The organism is Amedibacillus sp. YH-ame10 (assembly GCF_053848885.1).
Map to the genome: position 1 here is coordinate 203,383 of NZ_JBSPFA010000001.1, position 26,594 is coordinate 229,976.

Consider the following 26,594-nt stretch of genomic DNA (forward strand, 5'->3'; position numbering starts at 1 on the left):
CTTCATTTTTTACTATCCAATTCATATTCTTGAACCCATTCATCAAATAATGCTTCATTTACTTCTTTCTTTTCATCCGATAAAGAATTTACAACTTTGCCTTCGCTTGCGTAATAAATTCCTGGTGTTGTACGGAATGTTGGAAAATATCTATGTATGATCTCTAAATTTTGACTTTCACTTAATGGTTCCGCCGTTAAATTTACTTCATACATTGTTACATTATGATTCTCAAGATATGTATTCAACATCTTATGATATTGAGCACAGGCCCCACATAGTTCTTGTGAGAGGGTAACTATAAATGTATCACCATTTTCCATCTTAGAAGCCATTTCTTCCAAAGTGATGGTACTCACACTACCTTTGCTTGTATCTCTTTCATATGGAGTCGATGAACATGCACTTAGAAAAAGACACAATAACACCATCCATATACAATTGATTTTTTTCATATTATCACTCGACTTTCTATAACAGAATAATACGAGCTATTATACTTTGTCAAGCCTACTTTTTTTATATGAAATTCATAAATCGACCGATATCACATATGTATCTCAAACTCATCGCATTTTATTCTTTAAGGAAAAAAATCATATACAATTATAGTTTCCTATCCTTTGATAGCCCAAAAATAGTACGAATGTTTATCTAAATTATCCCAGTATCATGATAATTAACAAGCCTATAAATAGCAGAAAGCCATACTACAGTAAAGCTTTGCAATATGGCTTATCGAATATATTTAAATATGGTATTACAAGGAACATTGAAATCATTTCACAATGATAAATTTGTTACATATTCATACCATCAATTCGTAAATACATATCGAATTTTTGAATGAACTCTTCATGTGAAAATGCCCATTTTTCTTGATTACTATTCATAGACTGCAAGAAGGATGTTCTAAGAGGAATCCTTTTTTGTACCTGATATAAGAAACTACGAGTATAATACTGCGTATTCTTTAAAAGGGAGAAAAAAATTAACAAACGGCAGTTCTCTTCAATAAAATCTCTTAATTTCCCATCCTTATTTGGACAAATATCATGAATCACAGAATGTACATATTGGAAGTAGGCATTGCAAAGAGAAACGCAATCTCTTTTTTGTCGTTGTATACTTGCCAAGGTATGAAATCCATTTTCATAATCTTCATGAATATCCTGGATATCATCTGCTATTTGTAACATAAAGCCAAAAGAAATACAGAACTTGTACTCCTCATCACTCAACGTTCCATCCATTAAATACCCATCTGCTAATACAGAGGCTCCCCCTTTTTCAATTGATATCTCTAATAGTGTTTGATAATCCTCAATATCACTCTGTAGCAACGATTTCTTTTGTCCATCTTGTATATGCAACAAGGAACGGTATACATCCTCGTAGCTATCCCTAGGGTAAGTACTTTCAATCATAGAAACAAGTTCGTTCACTTTCTTTTGATTCTCTTTTTGATACGTTGTATCTATCCCCATCAATCGATTACTTAACCAGTTATTAAATTCTTTTTTATCTTTGGTTTCAATATCTTTATCATCTAAAAAATTATCGGTATAAGGATATAACATACTATAGGCAAAAATTGCTTTATGATAAGACAATGGACGATTGCATACTTTTTCAAGAATTAAAATAATCCAGACATTTCGTAATGCTTGTCCTATGTCTTCGATACAAATGTTATCATCAAAACTTCTCGCATCTCTCATAAAGCTTTTACTAATTTGGTAAAATGTTTCTCTTTCTTCTTCACTTAACCAAGATAAATTCCAAACTTCATCACGTTGAAACCATTGTTTCATATGAGCATCCAACATTTCAAAATCTTGGCCTTCATAAAATCCTTCTATTTCTTTTAGTAACTCTTGTAAATAGGTTTCATTTTGAATCTGCTGTTTTTGACTTATTTTAGGAAAGGAAGAAATAGAAATACCTTCTATTTCTTCCCATTGTTTTTTACAATATGCACACGCACTTTCAAAAGCATTCATAGTTTAGTTAAACTCCAGTTCAATATCACCCAACGAGTTCTTAATACTGATAAAGTTTTTGGCACTTGAATTTCCTCCAGCTACATCAGCTTTTCCATCATGATCACTATCCATTATTTGTGTACTTCCTAAAGAGTTCTTGACTTCATAACGATATTCGCTAGGATTTCCTTTGATATTTACATCCGTACTTCCTAATTTATTAGATATTTCACTTCTACCCAACAATACACCATCGATGTTGATTTCTCCACATTTTTCATCAACCTTTGTTTCTTCACTATAAATGTCTTCTAACTCTATATTTCCTAAATCTGCTTTTACGATTAATTCTTTTGTCTTAGTACCATTTATGCTAATTTCACCAACTGCACAATCAACTTTAATTTTATCATATATTTCATCTTTTAATTCAACATAGATACTACCATTATTGTGATTTATGCCTCGTTTATGCTTTAATACAACAGATACATTTCCACTATTTTCATCGATTGATATATTTTGGTTAGATCTTACTCTATAACGTATTTTATTAGTCGTACCACGATGAATTTCAATATCTGCAACATCTGCATCAATGGATAAAGATTTTACATCGCCTAGTTGTTTTTCACTTGTACCAGAGTTTGAGGAATCCATGAAATCATCGTCAAACGCTTCATCAAAGAACCCAACTCCAATATTTCCAAATCCAAAAGGCCACCAAGATACGGTATTGGAATTGACACTTAAGTAACGTAAACTACCACCTTGTACAACACCAGCCCCTAACAACAACGAACCGCATATAATAAGTATAAAGGATATAATAACTGTGATTTTCGCGCCCCTATGCTTTTTCATATTTTTTACCTCCCTTTGCCTTATGATAAATTCCAGTGATTGCTCTTGAAAATGCTGGAATTAAAACACTGATCAATTTGATAAGTCCAACAAGCAACAACAAGGATAATCCGATTGCCAACAATCCTCCGCCAAGAGCAACCATTGCATTTCCTGGATTTGCCATGTTCGTAAATCCAGAAATGATAAGTGGAACTCCTGAGAATAGAACTGCTGCTACAGTAGCAACTGCCGCAAACATCAACGCAACCATAACAAGCATGAATGCAAAGAATAATAGTACAACTGCAAGTGCGAGTGGCAAGGCTAGTGGTAACGCACAAATTCCTAGAAAAATCACTACGATATTTTTCATAGAAGTATGTGGATTTTTGCTCCTTGTGTCAACAAGCTGTCTTTGTGTATTATTTCTAATCGCAAAATCTGCACGTATTTGTGCTGCATACTTTGTAGGAGTCCCTAATTCCTCAATCACTGATTGCTCATTCTCTACTCCCGCATCTTCAAAATATTCTTCACAATATAAAATCGCATCTTCAATATCTTCTTCTCTTAGTCCACGAAGTTTGCTTCGTAGCTCTGAAATGTATTCGTCCCTATTCATTTATGGTACCTCCCTCTAGTATATTGGTAATTTTTGTCGAGAAATCTTTCCATTCTCCTACATATTCATCATATTTTTCTTTCCCTAAATCGGTCAATCGATAATATCTTCGATTACGTCCTAGATGTTCTTGGTCATAGGTAGCCAAGTATCCATCACGCATCAATCTTCTTAAAACTGGATATAACGTTGATTCACTTACACTCATTACAACTTTTACTTCTTGCGTCAACTTATATCCATACGTATCTTCTTTGTGTAGCGTTGCTAGTACACACGCATCTAGCAATGCCGATCCTAATTGAAATGTCATGTTATCACCTTTCTTCAACAATATTATATGGCGTATAGTATTATAAGTCAATACATATTATACAATTGCATTAAAAGATATTGAATGCTATAAATAGAATAGGTGATCATTATGATATATAAGACAGAAACATGTAAATCTGTACAACAACTTTCTATTCGTACAATTTTAGAACAGTTACCACAATGGTTTGGAATTCCCTCAGCACTGGACGAGTATGTGAAAGAGAGTGAAAACTTAACACTTATAAGTGCTTATGATACAACAAATATGATTGGTTTTGTAAGCTTGAAACCAACGAGTGAGACTACCTTAGAAGTGTATGTTATGGGTATTTTGCCCATGCATCATCGTCAAGGAATTGGAAAAGAACTTATCAAACAGGCAATAGTTTATGCACAAACACATGGTATGCATTACCTACAAGTAAAAACATTATCCCCTACTGTAAAAGATACAGGCTATCTTTCTACATACGCTTTTTATAAGGCAAATGGGTTTGAAGATGTGGAAGTGTTACCTTTATGGGATGAGTGGAATCCTTGTCTTATGATGATTCAGAAAGTGTAAGAGTTCACTACGCTTTGCATAGTGAACTCTTTTTTTTATGAACAGGTATATCCTATTTCTTTTAAATAATTCTCAAATTTCTTTTCACTCATGATTTCATTCGTCACATATTTTCCTTGATAAAATAAGGCATAGGTAGTAGATGGAATGGGAGCTTCTTGAGCATCTTCTCTTGTTTCAATTTTATGAACAGTAAGTGGTGCATGATAGCGTTTTGCGACTTCCTCGATAAGTGGAACATATTTTGCGGTATGAGGACATTGATTGGTATAGTATAGAACAATGTTCTTATCTTCAATCTCTTCTTTCTTAGCAGACGCTTTAAATTTAGGTGCTTTTGCATCTTTATGAAATGGTAAGTAATATAATACAAAGAATGGATTTGCACTATCAATAGGTAGAAAGCCTTTATGTTTTAAATATTGTGCATCAGATAGATATGGCCTTTTCTTCTCTGAAGCAATCACAGTAAGTCCATCCTTACCTTTTTCTTTCGCATCCTTTATACATGATTCCAATAAAGCATTTGCATATCCTTGTCCTTTATATTGACCAGAAACCCAAAAACAATTAATATGCATATACTTATCCGCATCAATAGGAGCCCATGCATATTCTGCAGGAATATATTCAATAAATACCTTTGCTCGTTCGTTTAATTTAGTAAATACCAAACCTTCTTCTATTCGTTGTTTTAACCATGCCTTTTTAGATGCTACACAATTCTCCTTTGGTTTATCTGCTATTGCACAACAGATATGTTCTGTTTCTATAGTATCCTGTGTAATTGTTATAAAGTTCATAATTACTTCCTCACTTTCTGTTTATATCTTACCATAGCGAATATGACATATGTATGTCATATTCATACTTTTATTTTCTATTCTATATTTGCTATGCTATACTATATTTGAGGTGATGATATGCAACGAGTAAAACCATTAATTCAACCAAAAATCATTACGACATTAAAAGATAAACAAGAAGAAGCAAAAAGAAAAAAGGATAACAAAGGGAAAAAGAAAGGATGAACGATGTTCATCCATTTTTCTTATAAGTCCATTTCCTTTTTTAATGCGGTCGCAATATCTGACATGATATCGCTTTTAAACGGATTTGATAAACCCACGTTCTTTAGGGCATCCAAATAATGAGAATTCTCTGGGTGTTTTGTAATTTTATCATAAATATCTAAAGCTTCCGTTCTATCTTTCGATGATATTTGCCACAATTCTAATGCAGAAACTGCACTTGTTGCGTAACTAATATAATAAAATGGTGTTTCAAAATGATGGTGAATATCTACCCATTCATAAATCTGAGGATAACCATAGTATTTGGTACTAATACTTCCATGTAACGCATTCATATCATCTAAAGACATCGTTGGATCTTCAAAAACTGCTTGTTGAAATTCATCCTCTGCACATCCTGCAAGAATAGATTGCAACATAGAAGAAAGATTATCATATTCCATTAGTTTTGCATTTTCCCCATATAAGTCTTCATAATATGGATACATTAACACTTCTAATCCTTGGGAATGAATTTCTGCCAAATTCAAATCGTTAGAATCATTCCATTTTAATTTTGCATAATGGAAAAAATTATAATAATGTCCAAATTCATGGAATATAGTAGAAGGATCCGTGTAAACACTTGTATTTACAAACATAAATGGAGCTGAATATTCATTTAACAATGTAGAATAAGCTGCTTGATTAGCATTTGCATCATCTGTATAAAGGTACATATTATTTCTCTTCATGTAGTCTAATGCGCTCATCATATATTCAGGGAATTCTTTTTTTATTGCCTTTTCCAGTGTAGGAATTCCACTATCAAAATCTGCTGTATTATTTTCTTTTGCGTTCGCTATATCACTTTGATAAGCACTTGATACTTTATCATAAAGTGGTGCAATATTTTTCACAACATAGTCTTGAAGTTTCTTCGAATCCTCTGGTTTAAAGTCATAACCTAGTACTTCATAAGCATATTCTGTATAACTGTCATAACCTAATTTTTTCGCAATTTTAACACGTACTTGTACCAACTTACGATAGAGTTCTCCAGTTACGGCATTCTTTTTTTCATATATTTCATAATATGGTGTAGCTGCATCTGGATCACTAAAATCCAAATCATCAACTCCTACTTCTTTTCCCTTCCAAGTAGTCGTATATGGATCCACAGATGCTTTTTTATACTCATTTACTAATGCTGTTTCTTGTTCCGTTAATTCCTCAACTTCTGGTGAATTAAGTTTACTATTAATTTCATAACGTTTGATGAAATCTTTTCCCATCTTATTTTCAAAAGCTTTCGCATACTTTGAATCTAAAATAGTCTTTGTTAAATCCAGCATTTTATTATCTAATTTTGTATAATAATTGGTTAAGAATTCATCTTCATTACTATAAAATTCATCTTTTACATCTTTTGCAGAAAGAATAGAAACAAGAGTTTGCATAGTATCATACTTCATAACGGAAGATAAGATATCGTCATATCCTTTTAATAATTGTTCTTCTGCATCCTCTTTTTGCGATATCTCTTTTACTTGCACAATAAGAGCGTCTAGTGCCTCTGTATCTGGGCGGACATATGTTAACTCATTAAAATCAACATCTGTATGTTCCGTGTTATACGTAGGCTCTACATAGTTTACCTTTTCATCCTTTCCTCCACCATTGTTCGAACACCCCGTGATGAACAATGAAAAAACAAGAATACTACAAATACCTAATCTCTTTAAATTTTTCATAATATCTCCTCTTCTTCAAAAATCTCTTACCTATAGTATATATTATTTTTACCAAAATGAACACACGATACACCAACTTAGTATATTCTCATATAATTCTAATAAAATAGATACAAAAAAACTCGCATTACACGAGTTTATCTTTTACATGGTGACGCGTACGGGATTCGAACCCGTGAATGCTTGCGTGAAAGGCAAGTGAGTTAACCGTTTCTCCAACGCGCCACGTTTCATTGCTTAGATAGTATAACAAAATCTACATATCACGTCAATAAAAAAATGAAAATATTTTTATATTCTACTTTTGTATAAATAAAGAGATATCGCAAGATCACGATATCTCTAAAATCTTTATTTATTCAGGATTTCTATGATGTTTGTATAGTATGTAAAACGATCGTCAACATACTGTAAAGATTCATACGCTAATCCTTTTGCTTTGTTCATATCGATATCTTCATAAACAGACGCAAAACGATAGTAAATATAATCTTTAATCTGATTATCTCTTAGGATATATCCATAGGATTCATCCCCATGTTGGAAATCTCCATGTTTAATATATAGGTCAGCACATTCAATAAGTATTTCTAATTGGTACTTATTATATAAGTCTACATACTGAGATAAAATTGCATATGCAAAGTCTTCATAGAACTTCACATCTTCATATTGCCAAGTAGGTAATATTTCATATGCAAAATCAAAGAAATGTTTCATGAATTGGTCTACATCAGCACCAAGTAATGCAGTTGCTTCTGTAGAATCGATAATGTTCTTGCGTTGTGCAATCATTAAGATTTTTTCTGCAGTCTTAAATTCTTTTAAGTATTCTTTTGCATTTTTCTCATCATCTTTACTCGTGGTTGCCTTGATTGCTTGATTCATATCTTTTTTGATTGTTGGATAATCACTTGCTTTGATATCCAATGTGTCTTCTACTTTTTGTAAAGTAACACCTACCAAATCGATATCATAACCATTCGCATCAAAATCAAAAGATTTATCTTTCAATGCATTTCCATCTACAATATTCTTTTCAACTTTACGTAAATCTGCTTCATCCATTAAAATCATCTTATAATCTTCATAAGAATGCATAACACCCATCGCTTGCATATATGCAATACATTCTTCTAATGAATATGCAGCATATTTTTCATTCTTCGCATTTCCTTTTTTTGCAGGTGCCTTTTTAGCAGGTGCTTTCTTAGTAGATGCTACTGGTTTCTTCTCTTCTTTTGCTGGAGCAGCTTTTTTTACTGCCTTCGCTTTTGTTTCTTTCTTCTCTTCCTTTTTTACAGGAGCTTTCTTTGCAACTGTGCTTTTCACTTCCACATCTTTTTTCAATTCAAGTTTTGTGGCTTCTTTCGTTGCAATTTTTTTCGGTTCTGGTTTTGATGCAATTTTTTCAGGAGCTTTTGCTACCGCAATCTTTTCAGGTTCTTTCCCTACTGCGATTTTCTTAGCTTCTGGTTTTGTTGTAATTTTCTTAGCTTCTGGTTTTGCTGTGATTTTTTTTGCTTCTGGTTTTGCAGCAATCTTCTTAACTTCTTCCTTAATAGTAGCAGGTGCTGTTTTTTTCTCAACTACAGCAGTCTTCGTCGTTTTCTTCGTAGTCTTTGCCTTTGCCATATGGACCCCTCCAGTGTACTTATACCTTCTTGATAGAATGTATAAAGCATTTCCTTTGTAACATACTAATTATAACACATCATGCATATATGGTTAAGGGCTCATTCTATTAGATTAACAATTTCTATGTTATTTTCACATATTCATAAAAAATATTGTTAGAATTCAGCGGAAATTCACATATTTTAGGAAAAATTCTGAGATAATGTTATTGTATAATAAGCACCATAGAAGAGTTGATGTTAAAACCATCAATCAATAGGAGGTTAAATTATGGAAAATGAATTTGAAAAAGATACCATGTTGAATACGGAAGCTACTACAGATGCGCAAGAACCAAAACTAGCGAAAGAGGATGAGGTTATCATTCTTGGTGGTGAGAATCATGCACAACACAGTTCTCAGGAAACTGTATCTGCACAAGATCATGAGGAACCAATCTATAGTGATGATGCACCTACTCCAAAGAAGGAAAAGAAAAAGAAGAAAAAATCAAATAAAGATGAGAACTTCTTTCGAAAACATCGTAATGCGGTGATTATCACAAGTTGTTTATTGATCTCTGCAGGTGGAGGTTTTGGAGGTACCTTATTAGCTTTGCAGTTGAAAGGAGCTAATGGCAATACGGTTTTATATCAATCTGTAAATAAGAAAAGTTCAGGTTCTACAACGAACGCTACCAATACATCCATCAAAGATATCGCCAATGAAACGATGAATACAGTGGTGGAGATTAAAACGGAATCCGTTTCTACGAACAGTTATTTCCAGCAGGCAGTAGTTTCTGGCGCAGGAAGTGGAGTTATCTTGAGTGAAGATGGTTATATTGTTACAAACAATCACGTAATTGATGGCGCAAATAAAATCACTGTTACAACGAAAGATGGAAAAACATATGAAGCAACATTAATAGGAAAAGATTCCTCTACTGATCTTGCAGTTATCAAGATTGAGGCAACTGGACTAACTCCTGCAGTATTAGGTGACTCTGATAAACTAGAAGTTGGAGATACTGCTGTTGCGATTGGAAATCCATTAGGTTCTCTTGGTGGAACGGTAACAAGTGGAATCATTTCTGCATTAGATCGTGAAGTAACGATTGATAATCAAAAGATGCAATTACTACAAACAAACGCAGCTATCAACCCAGGAAACAGCGGTGGTGGATTGTTTAATGCGAATGGTGAACTAATTGGTGTAGTGAATGCGAAAAGCAGTGGAGAAAGCATTGAAGGGTTAGGATTTGCGATTCCAATCAATCATGCAAAAACGATTATCACAAACTTAATTGAAAATGGATATGTAAAAGGAAGAGCATCTTTAGGTGTTACACTTACTACAGGAAACAACCCATTTGAACAAGATTCTCAAGTTTATATCTATAAAGTAGAAAGTGGAAAAGCGGCTGATAAAGCTGGATTAAAATCAGGTGATCAAATCCTAAAAATCAATGATGAAAAGATTAGTAGTATTAGTGATGTTACAAGTATTATAAGTTCTCACTCTGCTGGAGAAAAAATCACGATGACAGTACTTCGTGATAATGCGACAAAAACAATTAACATTACACTTGGTGAAGCAACCAACACATCTAGTACAGAACAAGAGAATTCACAACGATAACAAAAGGAGCGCGAGCTCCTTTTTATATGCGATTGCTTTCTTTCATCCATTCACCAATCTGAGGTAATACTTCATAGACTTCTTTCAAGTTCTTTAATTTCCATTCCCAATTTGGGGAACCTATAGTGCTAGGTGTATTGATTCTTGCCTCACTCTTCAATCCCAAGATATCTTGGACAGGAAGAATCACCATAGAAGCTTCACTATTCAAACAATAGCGAATAACAAGTTCATGGAAGGTTCTATTTTCATATCCAAGGTTATGGAAGAATCTACGTAATGCAATCTTATGATTTGGGGATAATGTTTGGTAAAATCCTTCTAATGTATCATTATCATGTGTTCCAGGATATAATACAACATTAAATTTACGACGTTTCTTCAATAGTTTTGGCATCATTTCAAACTGTAAAACGTTCATTCCCAATAGATGATAATGATCCCTTAATTTACCAACTTGTTTACGTAAATCACCAAGATCTTCCGCAATAATATTGATATCTGGCATCTTTTGATATAGTTCATCGAAGAATTCATAAGATGGACCTAATACCCATTCTCCTTGAATTGCGGTTTCACAACTTGCCTCTATTTTCCAATACGTATCGAAAGCACGGAAATGATCCAAACGAAGAATATCGAAAAAGCGATCATTCCAAGCCAAACGTTCCATCCAAAATTGGTAATGTCCTCGACGCATCACTTTCCAATTATAAATAGGATTTCCCCATCGTTGTCCACTTGCACTAAAATAATCTGGTGGTACTCCTGCAATATAGGTTGGATTCCCTTGCTCATCCAACAAGAAATCTTGTTGATTTTGCCATACATCTGCACTATCTAATCCTACATAGAAAGGAATATCTCCCATAATGGAAATTCCCTTTTCATTAGCGTAATCCTTTACTTCTTTCCATTGTTTATAAAAGATAAATTGAATGAATTGTTCATAACGAATTTGATCTTCTACCTCACGAAGTGGAAAACGGCGATTTTTAATCCATTCTTTTTGTTCTTTTGGCCACTGCGTCCATGGTTTCATATCGTTATGTTTTTTCAATGAAATGAAGACTGCATATGGATAGAGCCATTCTGCTGTTGAAACAAACAATCGATATTCTTGTTCAAAGGTTGAAAACATCTTTAAGAATGTCTTATATGCTTTCTTTAAATAAGGTGCTTTAAAGGCTCTAACTTCCTCATAGTTTACACGTTCTTCAAACTTATTACAATTACGAATAGAGCTTTGTTTCAATAGACCATAATCCGCTAAAGTATCCACACTGATATAGAGTTCATCTCCAGCAAAGGAAGAGAATGGTTGATATGGAGAATTTCCATACCCCAAAGGATTTAACGGTAGTATTTGCCATATTTTGATATGTTGTTTATGCAATGCATCAATCAATCGAAACGTATGTTTACCAAAATCTCCTACTCCTTGATTACCTGGTAATGATGAAATTGGTAACAGTATTCCTGCACATGGTTCTACTTTCATAATTTCTCTCCTTTCCTTAATTTCCATATATCTTCTTCATATTCCATAATGGTTCGATCACTTGAGAAGAATGCACTTCCTGCGATATTATGAAGCATCTTCTTAGCCCAAAGCATACGGTCTTCATAGTCAGCTATCATGCGTTCTTTACACTCGATATACTCCTCTAAATCAAGAAGAGTCATAAACCAATCTTTATTTAGTAGTTCATGATAAAAACGTTTTAAAGAAACTTCATCCCCTATCTTCATCATTTCTTTTCCTATAATAAAATCCACTAATTCTTGGATATGTTCACGTTCCTCATACAACGTTTTTGCACAATAATCACCACGTTCATAATGTTGAATCACTTCTTCACTGCTCTTTCCAAAAATATAAATATTTTCTTCTTTCACAAGATCTGCGATTTCCACATTTGCACCATCTCGTGTTCCCAGTGTTAATGCACCATTCAACATAAACTTCATATTACCAGTGCCACTCGCTTCTTTACTCGCAAGTGAAATCTGTTCAGAAATATCCGTTGCTGGTACGACAATTTCTGCTTCACTAACGTTATAATTCTCAATAAAGCACAACTGCAAGTAAGGAGCGACCGCTTTATCCTTCGCTATGATTTCCTCTAAACATAACAGGATATGAATAATGTCCTTCGCGATGGTATACGCAGGGGCTGCTTTTGCGCCAAAGATACATACAAGAGGTCGTTTTGGAAGATTTCCTCTTTTGATATCCAAATATTTATGAATGATATACAAGGCATTCATTTGTTGACGTTTATACTCATGAAGGCGTTTTACTTGTGTATCAAAGATTGCATGTTCCAATAAGGTAATGTTTTGTTTCTTCTTCATATGTTTTATAAAGGCTTGTTTTTTATACTCTTTGATATCCAATAGTTTTTGTAAAACTATGTTATCGTTCTCATATCCTTTTAATTTCGATAATACATTGGCATTATCGAACACCTCTTTTCCAAGTGTTTCTACTAGAAAAGAGGTTAATTGTGGATTGCTACTATAGAGCCATCTACGGAAGGTAATCCCGTTTGTTTTATTATTAAACTTCTCTGGATACAACTTATAAAACTCATGTAGTTCTGTATTCTTTAAAATATCACTATGCAATGCAGCTACACCATTTACACTCTTTCCAAAATGAATATCCATGTGTGCCATATGAACACGATGTTCTGCATCAATAATTGCTAATTTTTCATTACTTCCACGTTCATGTGCAATTGCATCAAGTGAAATGATAATCTCTAACAGATCTGGTACAACTTTTTCTAAATATGCCATTGGCCAAGTTTCTAATGCTTCTGCTAGGATTGTATGATTGGTATATGCACATGTTTTTTCCACAACCGCCAATGCTTCCTTTAACAACATACCTTCCTTTTGTAGTAAACGGATCAATTCCGCGATGATTAAAGAAGGATGTGTATCATTGATTTGAATGACAACATGTTCATCTAAAGTGCGTAGATCATACCCTTTTTCTTTACAATCTGCAAGTATCATTTGCGCTGCACAAGATACCATAAAGTATTGTTGATAAATACGTAACAATCTCCCCTCATCATCACTATCATCTGGATAAAGAAATAAGGTTAAATTCTTTTCAATATTAGTTTTATCAAAATCGATTCCTTGTTTTACTAAGCTTTCATCAATACTTTCGATATCGAACAAATGAAGCGTATTTTTTCCTTTTTCATACCCTATGACATCCATGTCATATACTACAGGATGTAACGTAAACTCTGGAAAAGGTACTGTAAACTCCGTCTTTTTCTTTGTAAACCAACTCGTCTTTGAAATCCAAGAATTTGGAACTTCCACTTGTTTATAATCTTTGAACTTCTGTTCAAAAAGACCAAAATGATAATAAAGACCAATTCCATCTCCACATAACTGCAAACTAGCAATGCTATCTAAGAAACAAGCTGCTAATCTACCAAGTCCGCCATTTCCAAGGGATGGTTCTAATTCTACTTCTACTATGTCATCCATTGTAAAACCAACGGATGTTACAATCTCCTCTACCTCATCATATATTCCTAAGTTGATCAAATTACTACTCAACATTTTCCCTAATAAAAATTCTGCAGAAATGTAGTATAATTTCTTATCCTGCTTTATCAATGGACGTTTTTCCATTTCCTCTTTTACAACTTCTACCACACATTCATATATTGTAGATGCATTCAAATTGTTATGTTTGTTCATAATCTCTAGCTTTTTCTGCATATTTCCGTTAATTGTATCCATACTGTCTCCTTTTTCAAATAATGTAAGCGTTTATCATTATTCTTATTTTATCATAAAATCGCCATAAAATATGCTTGATATACAAAAAAAATGAATTTTTTTCCTTTCTGAAATAAAAATACGACAAAACACTAGGTGTTCGCCGTATAAATAGGATTTATTTCCATTTCGTAACCTTCTTTTTGTATCTAACCCAACGCTACATCCATTATCATCATGACAAGAAATCCAATCATTACCCCTGCTGTTCCCGCATGAGAATGATCTGATAAATGCGCTTCTGGAATCAATTCTTCCACAACAACGTACACCATAGCACCTGCCGCAAAAGATAACAACCATGGCATAAAGTAAATCGCAGTTCCTGCGATTGCGACTGTCGCAATACCTGCAATCGGCTCTACGATCCCACTCAAACTACCATACACAAACGATTTAAGTTTACTACATCCTTCTTTTTTCAAAGGAAGTGATATTGCAGCTCCTTCAGGAAAGTTTTGTAAACCAATCCCAATTGCCAAAGCAATTGCACTCGCTAAGGTTACATTCGCACCAGCATTCACAGACAATGCAAAAGATAAACCAACAGCCATACCCTCTGGAATATTATGCAAAGTTACCGCAAAGACCAACATTGTCGTACGTTTCAAAGACGATGTAGGACCTTCTGGTAACTCACTTCCCGGATGCAAATGAGGGAGTGCATGATCTAAGCCAAACAAGAAGAGTCCTCCAAGAATAAACCCACCACCTGCCGGAATCCAAGATGGCATTCCTAAGGCTTCTGCTTGTTCCATTGCTGGAATCAACAAGCTCCACACAGAAGCCGCGATCATCACACCAGCCGCAAATCCAAGAAACATAGATTGCAAACTTTGTTTTACTTCTTTTTTTATTAAAAATATAGTCGCAGCACCTAATGTGGTCATCAAAAATGTAAAACCTGTCCCAATCGCTGCTAAGACATAAGGATTTGTTATATTCATTATTTCACCTACCTTATTCTATTATAGTGGAATCAAAGAGAATGTGCTATTCATATGCAATGTTATCAAAAGAAAACCAGCTTTCGCTGGTTACTTATTCATCGCATAATGATAATCGATTAAATCCTTTAATAATTCGATAGATGCTTTCATCTGTGCTTCATTCATCGTATGAATCACTTTGAAATTACGCAACACCATATCTTCATTAAGCTTGTATTCTTTTGATAAATACTTTGCCCATTGTTCTGCTTCTTCCATTTGTTTTTGTGCAATAATACCTTCTGATACGATAACACAACGATAATCCTCAAAATTTACAGGTACTGCCCATTTTATCAATCCAGCATGACAAGAATAAATACACTCTTTATCAATGTCCTGTGTTTCCGCAAATGTTTCCTTTGTACACTCTTCGCATTTTTCAAGAGCTTTCCCAGATAGTTTTAAACACTTACAGAAATAGTTTTTTTCACTGGCGCTTTGGACATCTCCTTCTTCATATACGATGTAACTACGTAATCCAGTAATTCTACGATAATCATCCAGCACTTTCTTTAAAATAGTTTTCGCTTCCATATTCGTTTCCCTTCTTCTAACAAACGTATGTTTTTCATACTTAAAATATATCACAAACAGAAAGAAACTTCTAGAGATTCTAAACAGTTATAATAGAAAGATCTGGTTTTTATATGAAACCTTTTGCATACGATTCTTATAGTCTTGACAGACAGGATGTTCAAATAGTTTTTCCACGATCGTGTAATCATCCCAAAAATGCATTGGAAATACAACCGAAATATCCACTTTCCCCATACACGCATCAAGTCCTTTGTAGAAGTTTTCCTTTAATCGCGCATCTACTGGAAGAAAGGCGACATCAACTTTATAACGTGAAAGAATCTCAAGTTCTTTTTGGTAAGCTTCTTTCATATCTCGGCTTTCTTCTTCACTATCTTCCTCTCCCCAATCCCACCAATTCAAATCTCCTGCATGATACACTGTTTTTCCTTCCACTTGCACAATGAACGCTACCCCCTCATCCGTAGATAATAAGGTAGAAATATGCATATCATCAACGTTTAAATCTTGATGAGCACCCATTCGTTCAACATCCTTTTCCACTGGTATATCATCAGATAAGATATAGGTGATTTGAGGGTGATCGATTGTAAAAATCTTGCGAGCAAAATGATCCTGATGGCGATGACTTGCGAATACATATAAGTGCTTTTTAGGATCTAGTTTTGGTAAGGTTCCTTTATAATAATCAAAAAGCAATATTGTATGTTCTAATTCTATAAGATAACAGCTATGATAAATATAGGTGATTTTCATATCGTCACCTCCTATAATTTAGTTTATCTTCTTTGTGACGTTAACACAAGTCTTATACTTTCCACGATGACGCATACTTTATTTGTGTAACATCGCATTGAGTTGTCCTTGCATATAAATCAACGCATTTTCAATTTCTTGATCACTCTCTAATAGTGTTTGTATTTGTCCATTGATACTTTGCAACACTTGTTCATACTCTTTTGTACGACGTAGTGCGACACCCTGTTTCATAATATCATCCACAACTCCTAATTCAAAACTACTATCACCTGGATTATCCTTCTTTAAAGCATTCAATACTTCTTTTGTGGTCATAATTTCTTTTAAAACAGAAACTCCTTGTGCAGAAGTAGATAATTCTTTTTGAAACGCTTCATCACTACTTAGTTGTTTCATGAATTCCCATGCAAGTTTCTTTTCTTTCGAGCGTGATGACATTCCAATCATCAACGTATCAATTTGAGATATATTCCCTCCATTTGGACCAGATGGCATCATAATACAATCCCATTCAAATGAGGAATACTTCTTTACTCTCCAAGGATATGGCATATAGGTTCGATAATCACTATAATCCATTAGACAAAATGCCACTTGTCCTTTATCAAACATTTCTGATGAAACTTTCTCTTTTTGTAATCTAGAAAGTTTGCGCATAAAGGTAGTTGCTTCAATGATTTGTTCTTGATCCAATGTCACGCTATTTTTTTCTTCATTGTAAATTGTAACACCATTGCTATATACAGCATCTTCCCATCCATATCCATAAAATCCAAATTGATCTTGTATTCCATCTCCGTTATTATCTTTACTTACTTGTTTACATATTTCATAAAACTCTTCCCATGTCCATGTATTCTCAGGCATTTGAATTTGTTCTTTTTCAAGTAAAGTTTTATTCACAAACATTAAGTTAGGAACACTTTCATAAGGCAAAGCATAGGTATTATCTTCCAATTGCCCCTCTTTGAAAGAAGCTTCATAATATTTTGAAGCATCGAAATTTTCATCATCCTTTATATAAGACTCCAAGTTCTGTAACGTTCCATTTTGTGCTAATGTTGAAAAAATTTGAGAAGGCACAAAGAAAACATCAGGCGCATCATCGTTTAAAATTTTCCCACTTAGCCATTCCTCATAATCATCAGGACGTGTTCCACTTTCATATGTGATGGTCACATTGGGATGTTTTTTCTCGAACGCTTTGATTGCATTATCCAATAATATATAACTATCACTTTCTGGTGCGTTCCATACATTCCCTGACATTAGTCCTAGTTTTAACTCAATATGACGATTCTCATGTTGATTCCATAAGACAAAACTAGACACTCCACATACCATGCATAGAAAAAGGAGTATACCTTTTTTACGCTTTTTCATTATTCCATTCCTCTTAAAATAACCTTTGGATTTTGTACAGCCCATATTGCCAATTGCGTACGATCTCTAAGTGTCAACTTATCTAAAATAATACTTAAATAATTTCGTATAGTCCCTTCAGTAAAGCTTAATTCCTCAGCAATTTCTTTGTTTGATAAACCATTTCCAACTTTTTCAATGATGCGCCATTCTGTTTTGGATAAATGGTGAATTGGAAGTTCTTGAGAAGGTGTTTCCAATTGTTGATTTGCAAGTGAAGAAAACATGTGCATGGCTTTAATCGCAACATCTGGATGTATGACTCCACCACCCTCATATACCGTGTGAATTGCTGTATAAAGCTCATTTAAAGAGACTCCCTTTAGGAGATAACTACTCGCACCATTTTTAAGAGCATCATAAATATACTCATCATCGTCAAAGGTTGTTAATATGATAACTTTAATTTCTGGGTATTTTTCTTTCACATATTTCGTACAAAGTGTTCCATCCATTCCAGGCATACGAATATCCATTAAAATAACATCTGGTCGACAAGATTTTAAAAGTTCCATAACTTCATTTCCATCTTTGGCAAAACCTGTAATTTCAATATCTTCTTTAGAACGTAATAAAATACTCAAACTATCACGCATCAATTCTTGATCATCCGCAATCATAACCTTAATCATTTACTTCACTCCCTTTTCTCAATGGTAACTCAACAATCAATACAAACCCTTCGTTTCCATAACAGCGCACTTTTCCATTTAATAAGGCAACTCGCTCTTTCATATGGTGCAATCCAAAGCCATCTTCGATGTGTCCACACCCTACTCCATCATCTTCAATCATCAAAATCAAAGTATCATCTTCTTTTCCAAAAGAAATATAAATTTTATCTGCTTTTCCATGACGTACTGCATTGGTCAATCCTTCTTGGATAATGCGATATATAGTATCTTCTTCATCCTGTTGAAAGATAAGCGAAGATAAATGACACACAAAGTATACAACCACCCCTGTAGAATTGATAAATTCTTGTATCATCGTTTCTAATGCTTCCTTTAAACTATGATTTTCTAGAGCATCAGGACGTAATTTATTCACCGAACGACGAACATCTTTAAGCCCATCTCTTGCCACACTGCTCAACATACTCAATTGATTTTTAGCCAATTCCTGATCTACTTCTAGCAATTCTTTACATGCCTCAAGTCCCGTAGATAATCCCGTTAAAGTATGTCCAAGAGTATCGTGTATTTCTCTTGCGAGACGATTTCGCTCTTTTGTTTCTCCCATTTTTTCACGATCTGCGGCATAATCTTTTAATTGTTCATTGAGTTCTTTTAGTTCATTATTTAAATTATTTATTTTTCGACTTTCATCATATTGCGCCTTGATTAGAAAGAGCATATACAAAATGAACGCAAAGATACAAATCGTACTCAATACATTATTCAGTGCTAAAAATAATGATTTAGCTCCTGCATTGTACATCGCTAAATAATACTGAACATCAGTAACCGGAATAAAGTTTGATACCACACTATAATTCGTTAATAGAAAGATTAACGATAACATCACTAATGAAATACTAATATTTCCCTTATTTCTTGTACGAGCCATCATATTTGCGATGACAAACAATAAAACCATATTACTAGAAAAAGATATCACCCATAGTAAGAACATACAAATTCCTAGTTCCAACATCGTAAATACAAGTGTACTCTTAGTGCTTTCTTTTACATACACACGTATTCTCATAACAAGCAATAACAGTATAAAACTAATACAAGCATATACGGGTATTTGTTTATATGACATCGGCACAACATTTACCTGTTGTAGGAACTGACTGGCTTGTGAAGAATCTAAAATAAATTGTGTTGTAAAAAAGATAATACAACATAAAAATGTGATTTGTAAGAGTACGGTAATACATAACAACCAATAGGTAATGGCAACCTGTTGTTCATTCTTTATTCTTGTGAAACGAATCATTGCCATCCCTCTAATGAAAACTCACTGATATTGTTTTGATCAATCATGACCACATCAATTTTTTCTTTTTTAACATTGCGTTTTCCATCTAAAAATTGATATGCTGCATCGATCGCCTTTTTTGCCATTTTCTTTGGATATTGTGCTACTGTACCTTGTAGAAATCCATCTCTTACCAATACTTTTGCCTCTGGTGTTCCATCTACTCCATAAACCATAACATTACTCAACATATCTTTCTCTTGTAATGCCGCAATTGCGCCTAATGCAGAAGGATCATTCAAGGCCATTACCACATCAAATTCCAGCTTATCTTCAAGCTTTCCTTTGATGATGGGCATACTCTTTTCTAATTGTCCTTCACATTCTTCTTCTCCCACAATACGATAGTTTGCATTTCCTTTAATGGTATCCTTAAACCCTTGTATCCTTTCTACAGCTGAATGTGCACTTTCATGTTTCAATAAAAAGATATTCGCTTCTTTTTTTTGTGCCATCATCTTTTGTGCACATAATACACCTGCCTCATAATTATCTGAAACTACACTATAATCTACAAAGCTATCACTCTCATATACATTCGTATCAATTGCGATGATATAAACACCTTGTTTCTTCGCTTCTTTTAAAACATCTGCCAATCCTTTTGAATCTACAGGATTTACAATGAGCACTTGACAACCTTGCTCTATTAAATAGCGTACTTGTTCTCTTTGACGTTCAATAGATAATTGAGGATCCATGGTTGTTAAAACATCTCCATTTGCTTCTATCACATTACGTAATTCTGAATCAATTAAATCAAAAAAGGGATTATTTAATGTCATATACGTTGCTCCAAATTTTATAGGTTTTGCTTTGACTGCCGAAATTTCATTCTGTGCATAATTTTTAAATTGCAACACCGTGAGTGATAGCACAAAAAATGACAGCAACGTTATTCCCATTATAAGCCATTTCTTTTTCACTTTATTTCCCTCTTTCTTTTTTTATATTATACCGTAGATTACGCAAAAAGTCTTTATTCAAAGAACAAAGACTCATCGTTTTAATATTGTAATTGTGGATCGAAGAATCCAAAGAAAACTCCTACAAAAGCAATCACAACTAACAATAACATAACCTTTAAAGGACTCACTTTTTTCTTCGCAATCAAGTACCAACAGAACAAAATGAAGATTGCTGTTAAGCCTTTTGGTAAGACTGCGTTGATTTGATCATTCAATACCAAATATGGTTCTTTTGTATCAGGATTTGTCATTTGAAATACTGTATTTACACTTACCCATGTTGCCGCAACTGCCCCAATTACCATACTTCCTAACATCATAACAGATTCACGTAAAGCTTTTGATTTTTCTCCTGTTAAAAATTCAACTGCTTTTCCACCAAACTCATATCCCTTTAGATAAAGCATACGCATTCCAAAAGTAACTAATAGATTCCAAACGATAATATAGAAGATTGCTCCTACTGGTGAACCATCCGTAGATAGTCCTAACGCTATTCCTAGAATCAATGGAATTAGGACACCAACAACCAAGGAATCACCAATACCTGCAATAGGCCCCATTAACCCAGCACGTAAACCATTGATGGTTTCTCCATCTACATTTTCCCCATTCGCTTTCGCTTCTTCTAATCCAACGCTAACTCCAACAATAACACTTCCTAATTGTGGCTCTGTATTAAAGAATGCTGTATACGTTTGTAATGCTTCGATTTGTTCTTCTTTTGTATCGTATAATTCTTCAACGATAGGTAACATTGCACATAGATATCCAAATGTTTGCATATGTTCTTGTGAAAAACATGTAAGATGCCCATAGTACCAATTACGAAATGATTTATTTAAGGTTTTCTTTGATAGCTTTTTCATTTAAATATCCTCCTCTTCATCTTCATCAACACTCACGCTATTGCTTTTTGCTATCTGCGTGATTTTTATTTGGTAATTCATATAGGCAAATAAAGATGCAATAATAGTAGATACTACAAGATTGATTCCTAAAGAAGCTGCTAACGCAAATCCTACAAAGAAAGGAATGAAGTCTGTTCCCTTTAAGATGATTTGTTTCAATAAAATCGCAATCCCAACACATGGTAATAAAGATCCAACGGTAAAGATTGTTTTCATAGCTAATCCATCCATTGGTAATACCTCTTTAATGGTATCAACCATACCAGCTCCTGCCAAACAAATAACAAATGTTGGAATGAAAGAACATACGATATGAGAAATCCAAGGTAAACCCATGTTTACTACATACAGTTTTTTGAAATCCCCTTTATCTACCGCTTTCCAACCGATATGTTGCCAAATCAAGTTCATAGTTGCTGTTCCATAGAATAACACTGTTCCAAGTGTTCCTACCATTGCACCAAAACTCGTTGCTAATCCATTTCCATCTGCACTTGCAGCATCCAATCCATAAGAGTTTAAAGCCAACATAGCAAGTGGAATTCCAATATAACTAACTGCTCTGACATCAGCAGAAACTGTTCCTCCAGGTGTTACAAGGGCAATATATAATAATTGCATCGCAGCCCCAACAAGAATCCCAGTACGAACATCACCCAAGATGATTCCACATACAAGTCCTCCAATCAAAGGTCTTCCTAACGTATAGTTACCAATAGCGCTCCCGCCCATTCCAGGCATGCTCGCCAAACAAGCAAATAAGCCTAATAAGAAAGCTTGAAATACATTAATTGTCATATCATTTCTCTCCTTTTCAATTAATAGCCAAACTGGCCTTTAAATTTATTCCATTCTCCAATAGATACATCAGGCAACAAACGAAATTCTACCTTGTATCCATGTTTTTCAATCTGTTCAAGAGCATCTGCTTCCTCTTGTGTAATAGATTGATTGTTTCCTAATTTGATAGCATTCGCACGATCATTACAAGGTCCAATTACCACTTTTTCGATATCGCATTGTAACCCTTGTTCTACTAAGATTTTCTCCATATCTAATGGATTCTTTGTGATTAGAAAATATCGATCATTTGAATCTAATACTTTTTGACATTTATTTCTCCAATCCTCCATCGTCCAAATAAAGGTCTTCTTAGAACTCGCCCCTTTATAGGCAGCCTTTAATACGCTGTTGTTGGCGGCTGCGTCATTGACCGCTATGATCCCATCACAAGGGTATTCTAATGCCCATCTTGTACAGGTTTGTCCATGAATCATTCGATCGTCTACTCTAATAAATGAAATTGACATATGACATTCCTCCTCTCTATATGTCCTCTTCTTCTTCGTTTGTTAAAATCATTTCTTTCATGGCTTCTTTTCCTTCTTTAAGTGCCATTTCTTTTGCTTGTGTGAAATCTTCTTTCATAAGGATTGCATTTAACGCCATTGCTAAGTTCATCCCACCAAGCACAACCGCATTCTGTAATAATCCCTTTTGTTCCAAACAATCCAACATGGTTGTTAGTGGAGATCCTCCAATCAAATCGCCCAACACCAACACTTCATCCTTTGTGTTCATTGCTTCTAATAAGTTTCCCATTCGTTTCGCAAGTGAATCCACGTCTTCTCCCACATGCAACCCGATTGCTAAAACATCATCACGTTCTCCTAAAAACATAGTCAATGTCTCTTTTAAACCTTCCGCAAATTGCCCATGAGATACTAGTACGACATACTTCATACAACTCCTCCAATCTTGTTCTTCTGAATACGATTACATTATAGCTATTCAATAAATTAAAAAATACTGAACATTGTCAGTACTTTTCATTTACATTTGTTAATCAAAAAATGACAAATGTTAGTTTTCTAATTATTTCCACCTCAAATAAATACACTTTGTTCTATTTCAAAAAAGATTTTACTATGCTATAAGTAGGTGCTCTTACTTAATCAGTACCTTCTTTATAATGTCTTCGTAAAGATAGATACGTAGTTTACTTGCCTTTTAAAATTAGGTGCTCTATAATTAGAAAAACAGAAGAAAGGATAAAACATATGAAAGAAATAAAACCAGAAGAATTACATGGTGATGTATTCACTATGATAGGAAAAGAATGGATGTTAATAACGGCTGCACAAGGGGATCAAGTGAATACCATGACGGCATCATGGGGTGGTTTAGGCATCCTTTGGAATAAACATGTTGCCTATATCTTTATACGTCCACAACGCTACACAAAAGAATTAATTGATCAAGGAGACACCTTATCTCTTGCCTTCTTTGATGAAAGTGAAAGAAAAATGCTTTCTTATATGGGAAGTGTTAGTGGAAAAGAGGAAGATAAAATAACAAAATCAAATCTTCATGTCGCATATGAAAACAACACCCCTTACTTTGAAGAGGCAAATACGGTATTACTATGTCGTAAACTATATGCACAAGAATTAAAAGAAGATTGTTTTATTGATAAAGATTTATTACCACAAAATTATCCATTAAAAGATTATCATACGATGTATGTAGTAGAAATCGAAAAGGTACTCACAAAATAATATCAAAAGAGGACAGCCCCCGTCCTCTTTTTTCTATTTTGAAAAGAAGAAAAAACAATGAACCAATGTACTACAAACGACTAGTCACAATCCCTTTGACATCTGTGCACACAATTACGATATTGACAAGCACAACGGTGTTCGCAACATCTCATTTCGCGATTTTCTTCTCGAACGAAACGTTCTGCAGCACAAGCTAATTGACGCACGTTTTGATTGTCCCACATATTGCATCTAGAACATCCTCTTGATTCTTCATACAACATAGATTGACATCCACAACGATTACACATAGAAATCCCCCCTTTTTTTCTTGGTGATGTTTCCATCACACTCTAGAATATGTCAAAAAAAAAGGCGGATTAAGGTCATCCGTCTTCATTTCTCCATAATCATTATAGGGAAGTACACAGCTTCTATACGTTTGTACTACTAGTACCCTCTACTTGCTTCTTTCTAGATTTCACTACTAAAAATGTAATGCCTCCAATCATGATATGAATATAATACGTGGCCATACGCCAAAGAATCATAATACTACTTGCGTACACTCTTTGAAATACAATACCAAAGATAATGATAAATACACTTTCTGTCCATCCTGTATCTCCTGGTAAAGGAGTAAGAGCATTCAACATATGAATACAACAAGACAATAAGAGAACTAATATAAAGTCTCCCATATCCAAAGGAATACCCAATCCAATTCCTACAAAGAATGGAATACTATAATAAATGACTTGTCGAAATATATTAATTAAGATTCCTTTGATTAATAATTTTTTATCTTTCTTTAAACTCTTCACTTCATCCGCAAAATAATGTACTTGATAATTCCATTTCTCTAAAGTCGCATTCTTATTCTTCACAATATGCATACGGTGTAACAGATTCACAAAGATACTACTAATCTTCGCATACAAAGCAGGAAAATGAGACATCGTCCATAATATGACAATCACGGATGCATCAATGATCAAACCCAAATACACCAACCAAATCCATTGTGGAAACATTTCAAAACAAAATGGCATAAACACCAACAACAAGACAAGCGCAAATACAACTACAACACTTTGATAAACAAAAAAATCTTTCCACAAAATACTTGCGATATCGCGATAACTCACATGTTTCTTATGAAACACATAGGCTTGTGCGACTTGTCCTCCACCCAGTGGTGTTACTCCATTAAAAAACGCTGCACAATACGCATTTTCCAATCCATCCAAATAAGTCAAATCATGCTTATACTTCTTCCCAATGGTATAGAGCATATACCCTTGTAATGCATAATATAAAACACCCATTGCTAGTACAATAATTAACCAGAAAATTGACACATGACGTACATTAATTAGTACTTCTTTCATATCATCTTTTAATGCGAACCAAAACGCAAAAACAATCAGAACACTTAACAATATAAATTGAAAGATATTTTTACTCATTGTATTTTTCATAAACATCCCTCATCCTCTACTATATGCATAATATTTTCTTTATTATACTCTATCCAAGCGAAAACATTTATAAACAATTCATAAATAAAGAAAAAGACATCTTACGATATCTTAATTTTATACACTACCCATTAACAAAAATATACAAAACCCTATGATTCCTACAATGATAATTCCGATGATTTTCATCAACACATTGTTTTGCATATTGACTTGTTGATAAGAACGACTGGAAGAAGATGTTTTAGAATTGGATTTCCTATTCTTAAATGCGTGCATGGAAACATTTTGAGAAACACTATCCAAATCCTCTTGTGTTTCTTTTGGATTGTTTTCATAAATATGAGTATTTACTTTATGTGTACTTTGAATATGATCAAAGGATGCGATATCATCCGCAACCAAGTCTAAATCCTTTTCTTTGTAACGTTCCTCTATTGGTTTTGTAAGACGTTCACAAATATCGCAGTGCATATCATTAGTCTTGGATCCACATTGTGGACAGTACCGTGCTTTATGTTCCATTTTAACCCCTCTTTTTCTATCTCTATTATACGCTACATTTCCAATAAAAGGGTATAAAAAAGATGTCCTGAAGGACATTCCGAAAGATTAAATTTCGCCTGTAGATATAGTATACTATCTATAGGTGATTTTTTTGATTAAAGACTCTTCTGTTTTCGCTAAAAAAGAACTTGCTTCTAAACATAATCATTGTGATTCTTATCGTCCTGGTGAGAGTCATATTTCCATTGCTCATATCTTTTTTGAAAACCTACATAAGCTTACTTACCACTTCCATCTTTTCCCTGACTTAA

Annotated in this window: 27 protein-coding genes and 1 tRNA gene; 3 read left to right on the forward strand and 25 right to left on the reverse strand. The window is 34.0% G+C overall.

Annotation, left to right across the window (positions count from 1 at the left end; genetic code table 11):
- Positions 1-2: 2 nt before the first annotated feature.
- The 5 genes from ACWG42_RS00990 to ACWG42_RS01010 all read right to left on the reverse strand — a co-directional run bounded on the left by ACWG42_RS00990 (position 3) and on the right by ACWG42_RS01010 (position 3,766).
- On the reverse strand, positions 3-455 hold the full coding sequence (locus tag ACWG42_RS00990) for a hypothetical protein (protein ID WP_455789589.1): 453 nt from the start codon (positions 453-455) through the stop codon (positions 3-5).
- 345 nt (positions 456-800) lie between these two features.
- Positions 801-2,003 (reverse strand): hypothetical protein, encoded by a 1,203-nt coding sequence (locus ACWG42_RS00995; RefSeq protein WP_455789591.1) that lies wholly within the window; start codon positions 2,001-2,003, stop codon positions 801-803.
- 3 nt (positions 2,004-2,006) lie between these two features.
- The gene (locus ACWG42_RS01000) at positions 2,007-2,849 is read right to left on the reverse strand and encodes a DUF4097 family beta strand repeat-containing protein (RefSeq protein WP_455789593.1); all 843 of its coding nucleotides are present in this window, start codon (positions 2,847-2,849) and stop codon (positions 2,007-2,009) included.
- On the reverse strand, positions 2,836-3,453 hold the full coding sequence (locus tag ACWG42_RS01005) for a DUF1700 domain-containing protein (protein WP_455789594.1): 618 nt from the start codon (positions 3,451-3,453) through the stop codon (positions 2,836-2,838). Before ACWG42_RS01005 ends, ACWG42_RS01000 begins: the two co-directional genes overlap by 14 nt.
- Positions 3,446-3,766, reverse strand: a complete 321-nt coding sequence (locus ACWG42_RS01010; RefSeq protein ID WP_455789595.1) for a PadR family transcriptional regulator — start codon at positions 3,764-3,766, stop codon at positions 3,446-3,448. Before ACWG42_RS01010 ends, ACWG42_RS01005 begins: the two co-directional genes overlap by 8 nt.
- Positions 3,767-3,877: 111 nt before the next feature.
- Between ACWG42_RS01010 and ACWG42_RS01015 the strand changes: the two genes are divergently transcribed.
- Positions 3,878-4,336, forward strand: coding sequence for a GNAT family N-acetyltransferase (locus tag ACWG42_RS01015; RefSeq protein WP_455789597.1), 459 nt, complete (start codon positions 3,878-3,880; stop codon positions 4,334-4,336).
- A 35-nt stretch (positions 4,337-4,371) separates the two neighbouring features.
- Here ACWG42_RS01015 and ACWG42_RS01020 read toward each other — a convergent pair whose 3' ends face one another.
- From ACWG42_RS01020 to ACWG42_RS01035, 4 genes are all read right to left on the reverse strand, one after another.
- Positions 4,372-5,139: a GNAT family N-acetyltransferase gene (locus ACWG42_RS01020; RefSeq protein ID WP_455789599.1), complete on the reverse strand. Its 768-nt coding sequence runs from the start codon at positions 5,137-5,139 to the stop codon at positions 4,372-4,374.
- A gap of 248 nt (positions 5,140-5,387) precedes the next feature.
- On the reverse strand, positions 5,388-7,103 hold the full coding sequence (locus tag ACWG42_RS01025; RefSeq protein WP_455789600.1) for a peptidase M3: 1,716 nt from the start codon (positions 7,101-7,103) through the stop codon (positions 5,388-5,390).
- A gap of 149 nt (positions 7,104-7,252) precedes the next feature.
- Positions 7,253-7,328, reverse strand: a tRNA-Glu gene (locus ACWG42_RS01030).
- A gap of 126 nt (positions 7,329-7,454) precedes the next feature.
- On the reverse strand, positions 7,455-8,738 hold the full coding sequence (locus ACWG42_RS01035; protein ID WP_455789601.1) for a neurofilament protein: 1,284 nt from the start codon (positions 8,736-8,738) through the stop codon (positions 7,455-7,457).
- Between the two features lie 273 nt (positions 8,739-9,011).
- Between ACWG42_RS01035 and ACWG42_RS01040 the strand changes: the two genes are divergently transcribed.
- Positions 9,012-10,361, forward strand: a complete 1,350-nt coding sequence (locus ACWG42_RS01040) for a S1C family serine protease (RefSeq protein ID WP_455789602.1) — start codon at positions 9,012-9,014, stop codon at positions 10,359-10,361.
- Positions 10,362-10,383: 22 nt separating this feature from the next.
- Here the strand turns inward: ACWG42_RS01040 and malQ are convergent, their stop codons facing one another.
- The 13 genes from malQ to ACWG42_RS01105 all read right to left on the reverse strand — a co-directional run bounded on the left by malQ (position 10,384) and on the right by ACWG42_RS01105 (position 23,498).
- A complete protein-coding gene (malQ, locus tag ACWG42_RS01045) occupies positions 10,384-11,862 on the reverse strand; it encodes a 4-alpha-glucanotransferase (protein WP_455789603.1) in 1,479 nt (492 codons plus the stop codon).
- Positions 11,859-14,138 (reverse strand): glycogen/starch/alpha-glucan phosphorylase, encoded by a 2,280-nt coding sequence (locus tag ACWG42_RS01050; RefSeq protein ID WP_455789605.1) that lies wholly within the window; start codon positions 14,136-14,138, stop codon positions 11,859-11,861. The genes malQ and ACWG42_RS01050 overlap by 4 nt, the downstream gene beginning before the upstream one ends.
- Positions 14,139-14,326: 188 nt before the next feature.
- Complete coding sequence (locus ACWG42_RS01055; RefSeq protein WP_455789607.1) at positions 14,327-15,124, reverse strand: ZIP family metal transporter; 798 nt, start codon at positions 15,122-15,124, stop codon at positions 14,327-14,329.
- Positions 15,125-15,214: 90 nt separating this feature from the next.
- On the reverse strand, positions 15,215-15,703 hold the full coding sequence (locus ACWG42_RS01060) for a PocR ligand-binding domain-containing protein (protein ID WP_455789608.1): 489 nt from the start codon (positions 15,701-15,703) through the stop codon (positions 15,215-15,217).
- Between the two features lie 87 nt (positions 15,704-15,790).
- Positions 15,791-16,462: an MBL fold metallo-hydrolase gene (locus ACWG42_RS01065; RefSeq protein ID WP_455789609.1), complete on the reverse strand. Its 672-nt coding sequence runs from the start codon at positions 16,460-16,462 to the stop codon at positions 15,791-15,793.
- Between the two features lie 78 nt (positions 16,463-16,540).
- Positions 16,541-17,848: an ABC transporter substrate-binding protein gene (locus ACWG42_RS01070; RefSeq protein ID WP_455789610.1), complete on the reverse strand. Its 1,308-nt coding sequence runs from the start codon at positions 17,846-17,848 to the stop codon at positions 16,541-16,543.
- Positions 17,848-18,519, reverse strand: a complete 672-nt coding sequence (locus ACWG42_RS01075) for a response regulator transcription factor (RefSeq protein WP_455789611.1) — start codon at positions 18,517-18,519, stop codon at positions 17,848-17,850. The genes ACWG42_RS01070 and ACWG42_RS01075 overlap by 1 nt, the downstream gene beginning before the upstream one ends.
- Positions 18,512-19,834: a sensor histidine kinase gene (locus ACWG42_RS01080; protein ID WP_455789613.1), complete on the reverse strand. Its 1,323-nt coding sequence runs from the start codon at positions 19,832-19,834 to the stop codon at positions 18,512-18,514. The genes ACWG42_RS01075 and ACWG42_RS01080 overlap by 8 nt, the downstream gene beginning before the upstream one ends.
- Entirely contained in the window at positions 19,831-20,781 is a 951-nt protein-coding gene (locus ACWG42_RS01085) for a substrate-binding domain-containing protein (protein WP_455789627.1), read from the reverse strand. The genes ACWG42_RS01080 and ACWG42_RS01085 overlap by 4 nt, the downstream gene beginning before the upstream one ends.
- Before the next feature lie 101 nt (positions 20,782-20,882).
- Positions 20,883-21,713 carry a PTS system mannose/fructose/sorbose family transporter subunit IID gene (locus ACWG42_RS01090; protein WP_455789614.1) on the reverse strand — a complete coding sequence of 277 codons (831 nt, stop codon included), beginning with the start codon at positions 21,711-21,713 and terminating at the stop codon, positions 20,883-20,885.
- Positions 21,714-22,553 carry a PTS mannose/fructose/sorbose/N-acetylgalactosamine transporter subunit IIC gene (locus ACWG42_RS01095; protein WP_455789615.1) on the reverse strand — a complete coding sequence of 280 codons (840 nt, stop codon included), beginning with the start codon at positions 22,551-22,553 and terminating at the stop codon, positions 21,714-21,716.
- Positions 22,554-22,573: 20 nt separating this feature from the next.
- Entirely contained in the window at positions 22,574-23,065 is a 492-nt protein-coding gene (locus ACWG42_RS01100; RefSeq protein ID WP_455789616.1) for a PTS system mannose/fructose/N-acetylgalactosamine-transporter subunit IIB, read from the reverse strand.
- A 16-nt stretch (positions 23,066-23,081) separates the two neighbouring features.
- Positions 23,082-23,498, reverse strand: coding sequence for a PTS sugar transporter subunit IIA (locus ACWG42_RS01105; protein WP_455789617.1), 417 nt, complete (start codon positions 23,496-23,498; stop codon positions 23,082-23,084).
- 317 nt (positions 23,499-23,815) lie between these two features.
- Between ACWG42_RS01105 and ACWG42_RS01110 the strand changes: the two genes are divergently transcribed.
- Positions 23,816-24,313, forward strand: a complete 498-nt coding sequence (locus ACWG42_RS01110; protein ID WP_455789619.1) for a flavin reductase — start codon at positions 23,816-23,818, stop codon at positions 24,311-24,313.
- Between the two features lie 80 nt (positions 24,314-24,393).
- On the opposite strand, the gene ACWG42_RS01115 is transcribed toward ACWG42_RS01110, so the two are convergent.
- The 3 genes from ACWG42_RS01115 to ACWG42_RS01125 all read right to left on the reverse strand — a co-directional run bounded on the left by ACWG42_RS01115 (position 24,394) and on the right by ACWG42_RS01125 (position 26,301).
- Positions 24,394-24,606: a hypothetical protein gene (locus tag ACWG42_RS01115; RefSeq protein ID WP_455789620.1), complete on the reverse strand. Its 213-nt coding sequence runs from the start codon at positions 24,604-24,606 to the stop codon at positions 24,394-24,396.
- A gap of 123 nt (positions 24,607-24,729) precedes the next feature.
- Positions 24,730-25,776, reverse strand: a complete 1,047-nt coding sequence (locus ACWG42_RS01120; RefSeq protein ID WP_455789621.1) for a lysylphosphatidylglycerol synthase transmembrane domain-containing protein — start codon at positions 25,774-25,776, stop codon at positions 24,730-24,732.
- A gap of 117 nt (positions 25,777-25,893) precedes the next feature.
- The gene (locus ACWG42_RS01125) at positions 25,894-26,301 is read right to left on the reverse strand and encodes a hypothetical protein (RefSeq protein ID WP_455789623.1); all 408 of its coding nucleotides are present in this window, start codon (positions 26,299-26,301) and stop codon (positions 25,894-25,896) included.
- Between the last annotated feature and the right edge of the window lie 293 nt (positions 26,302-26,594).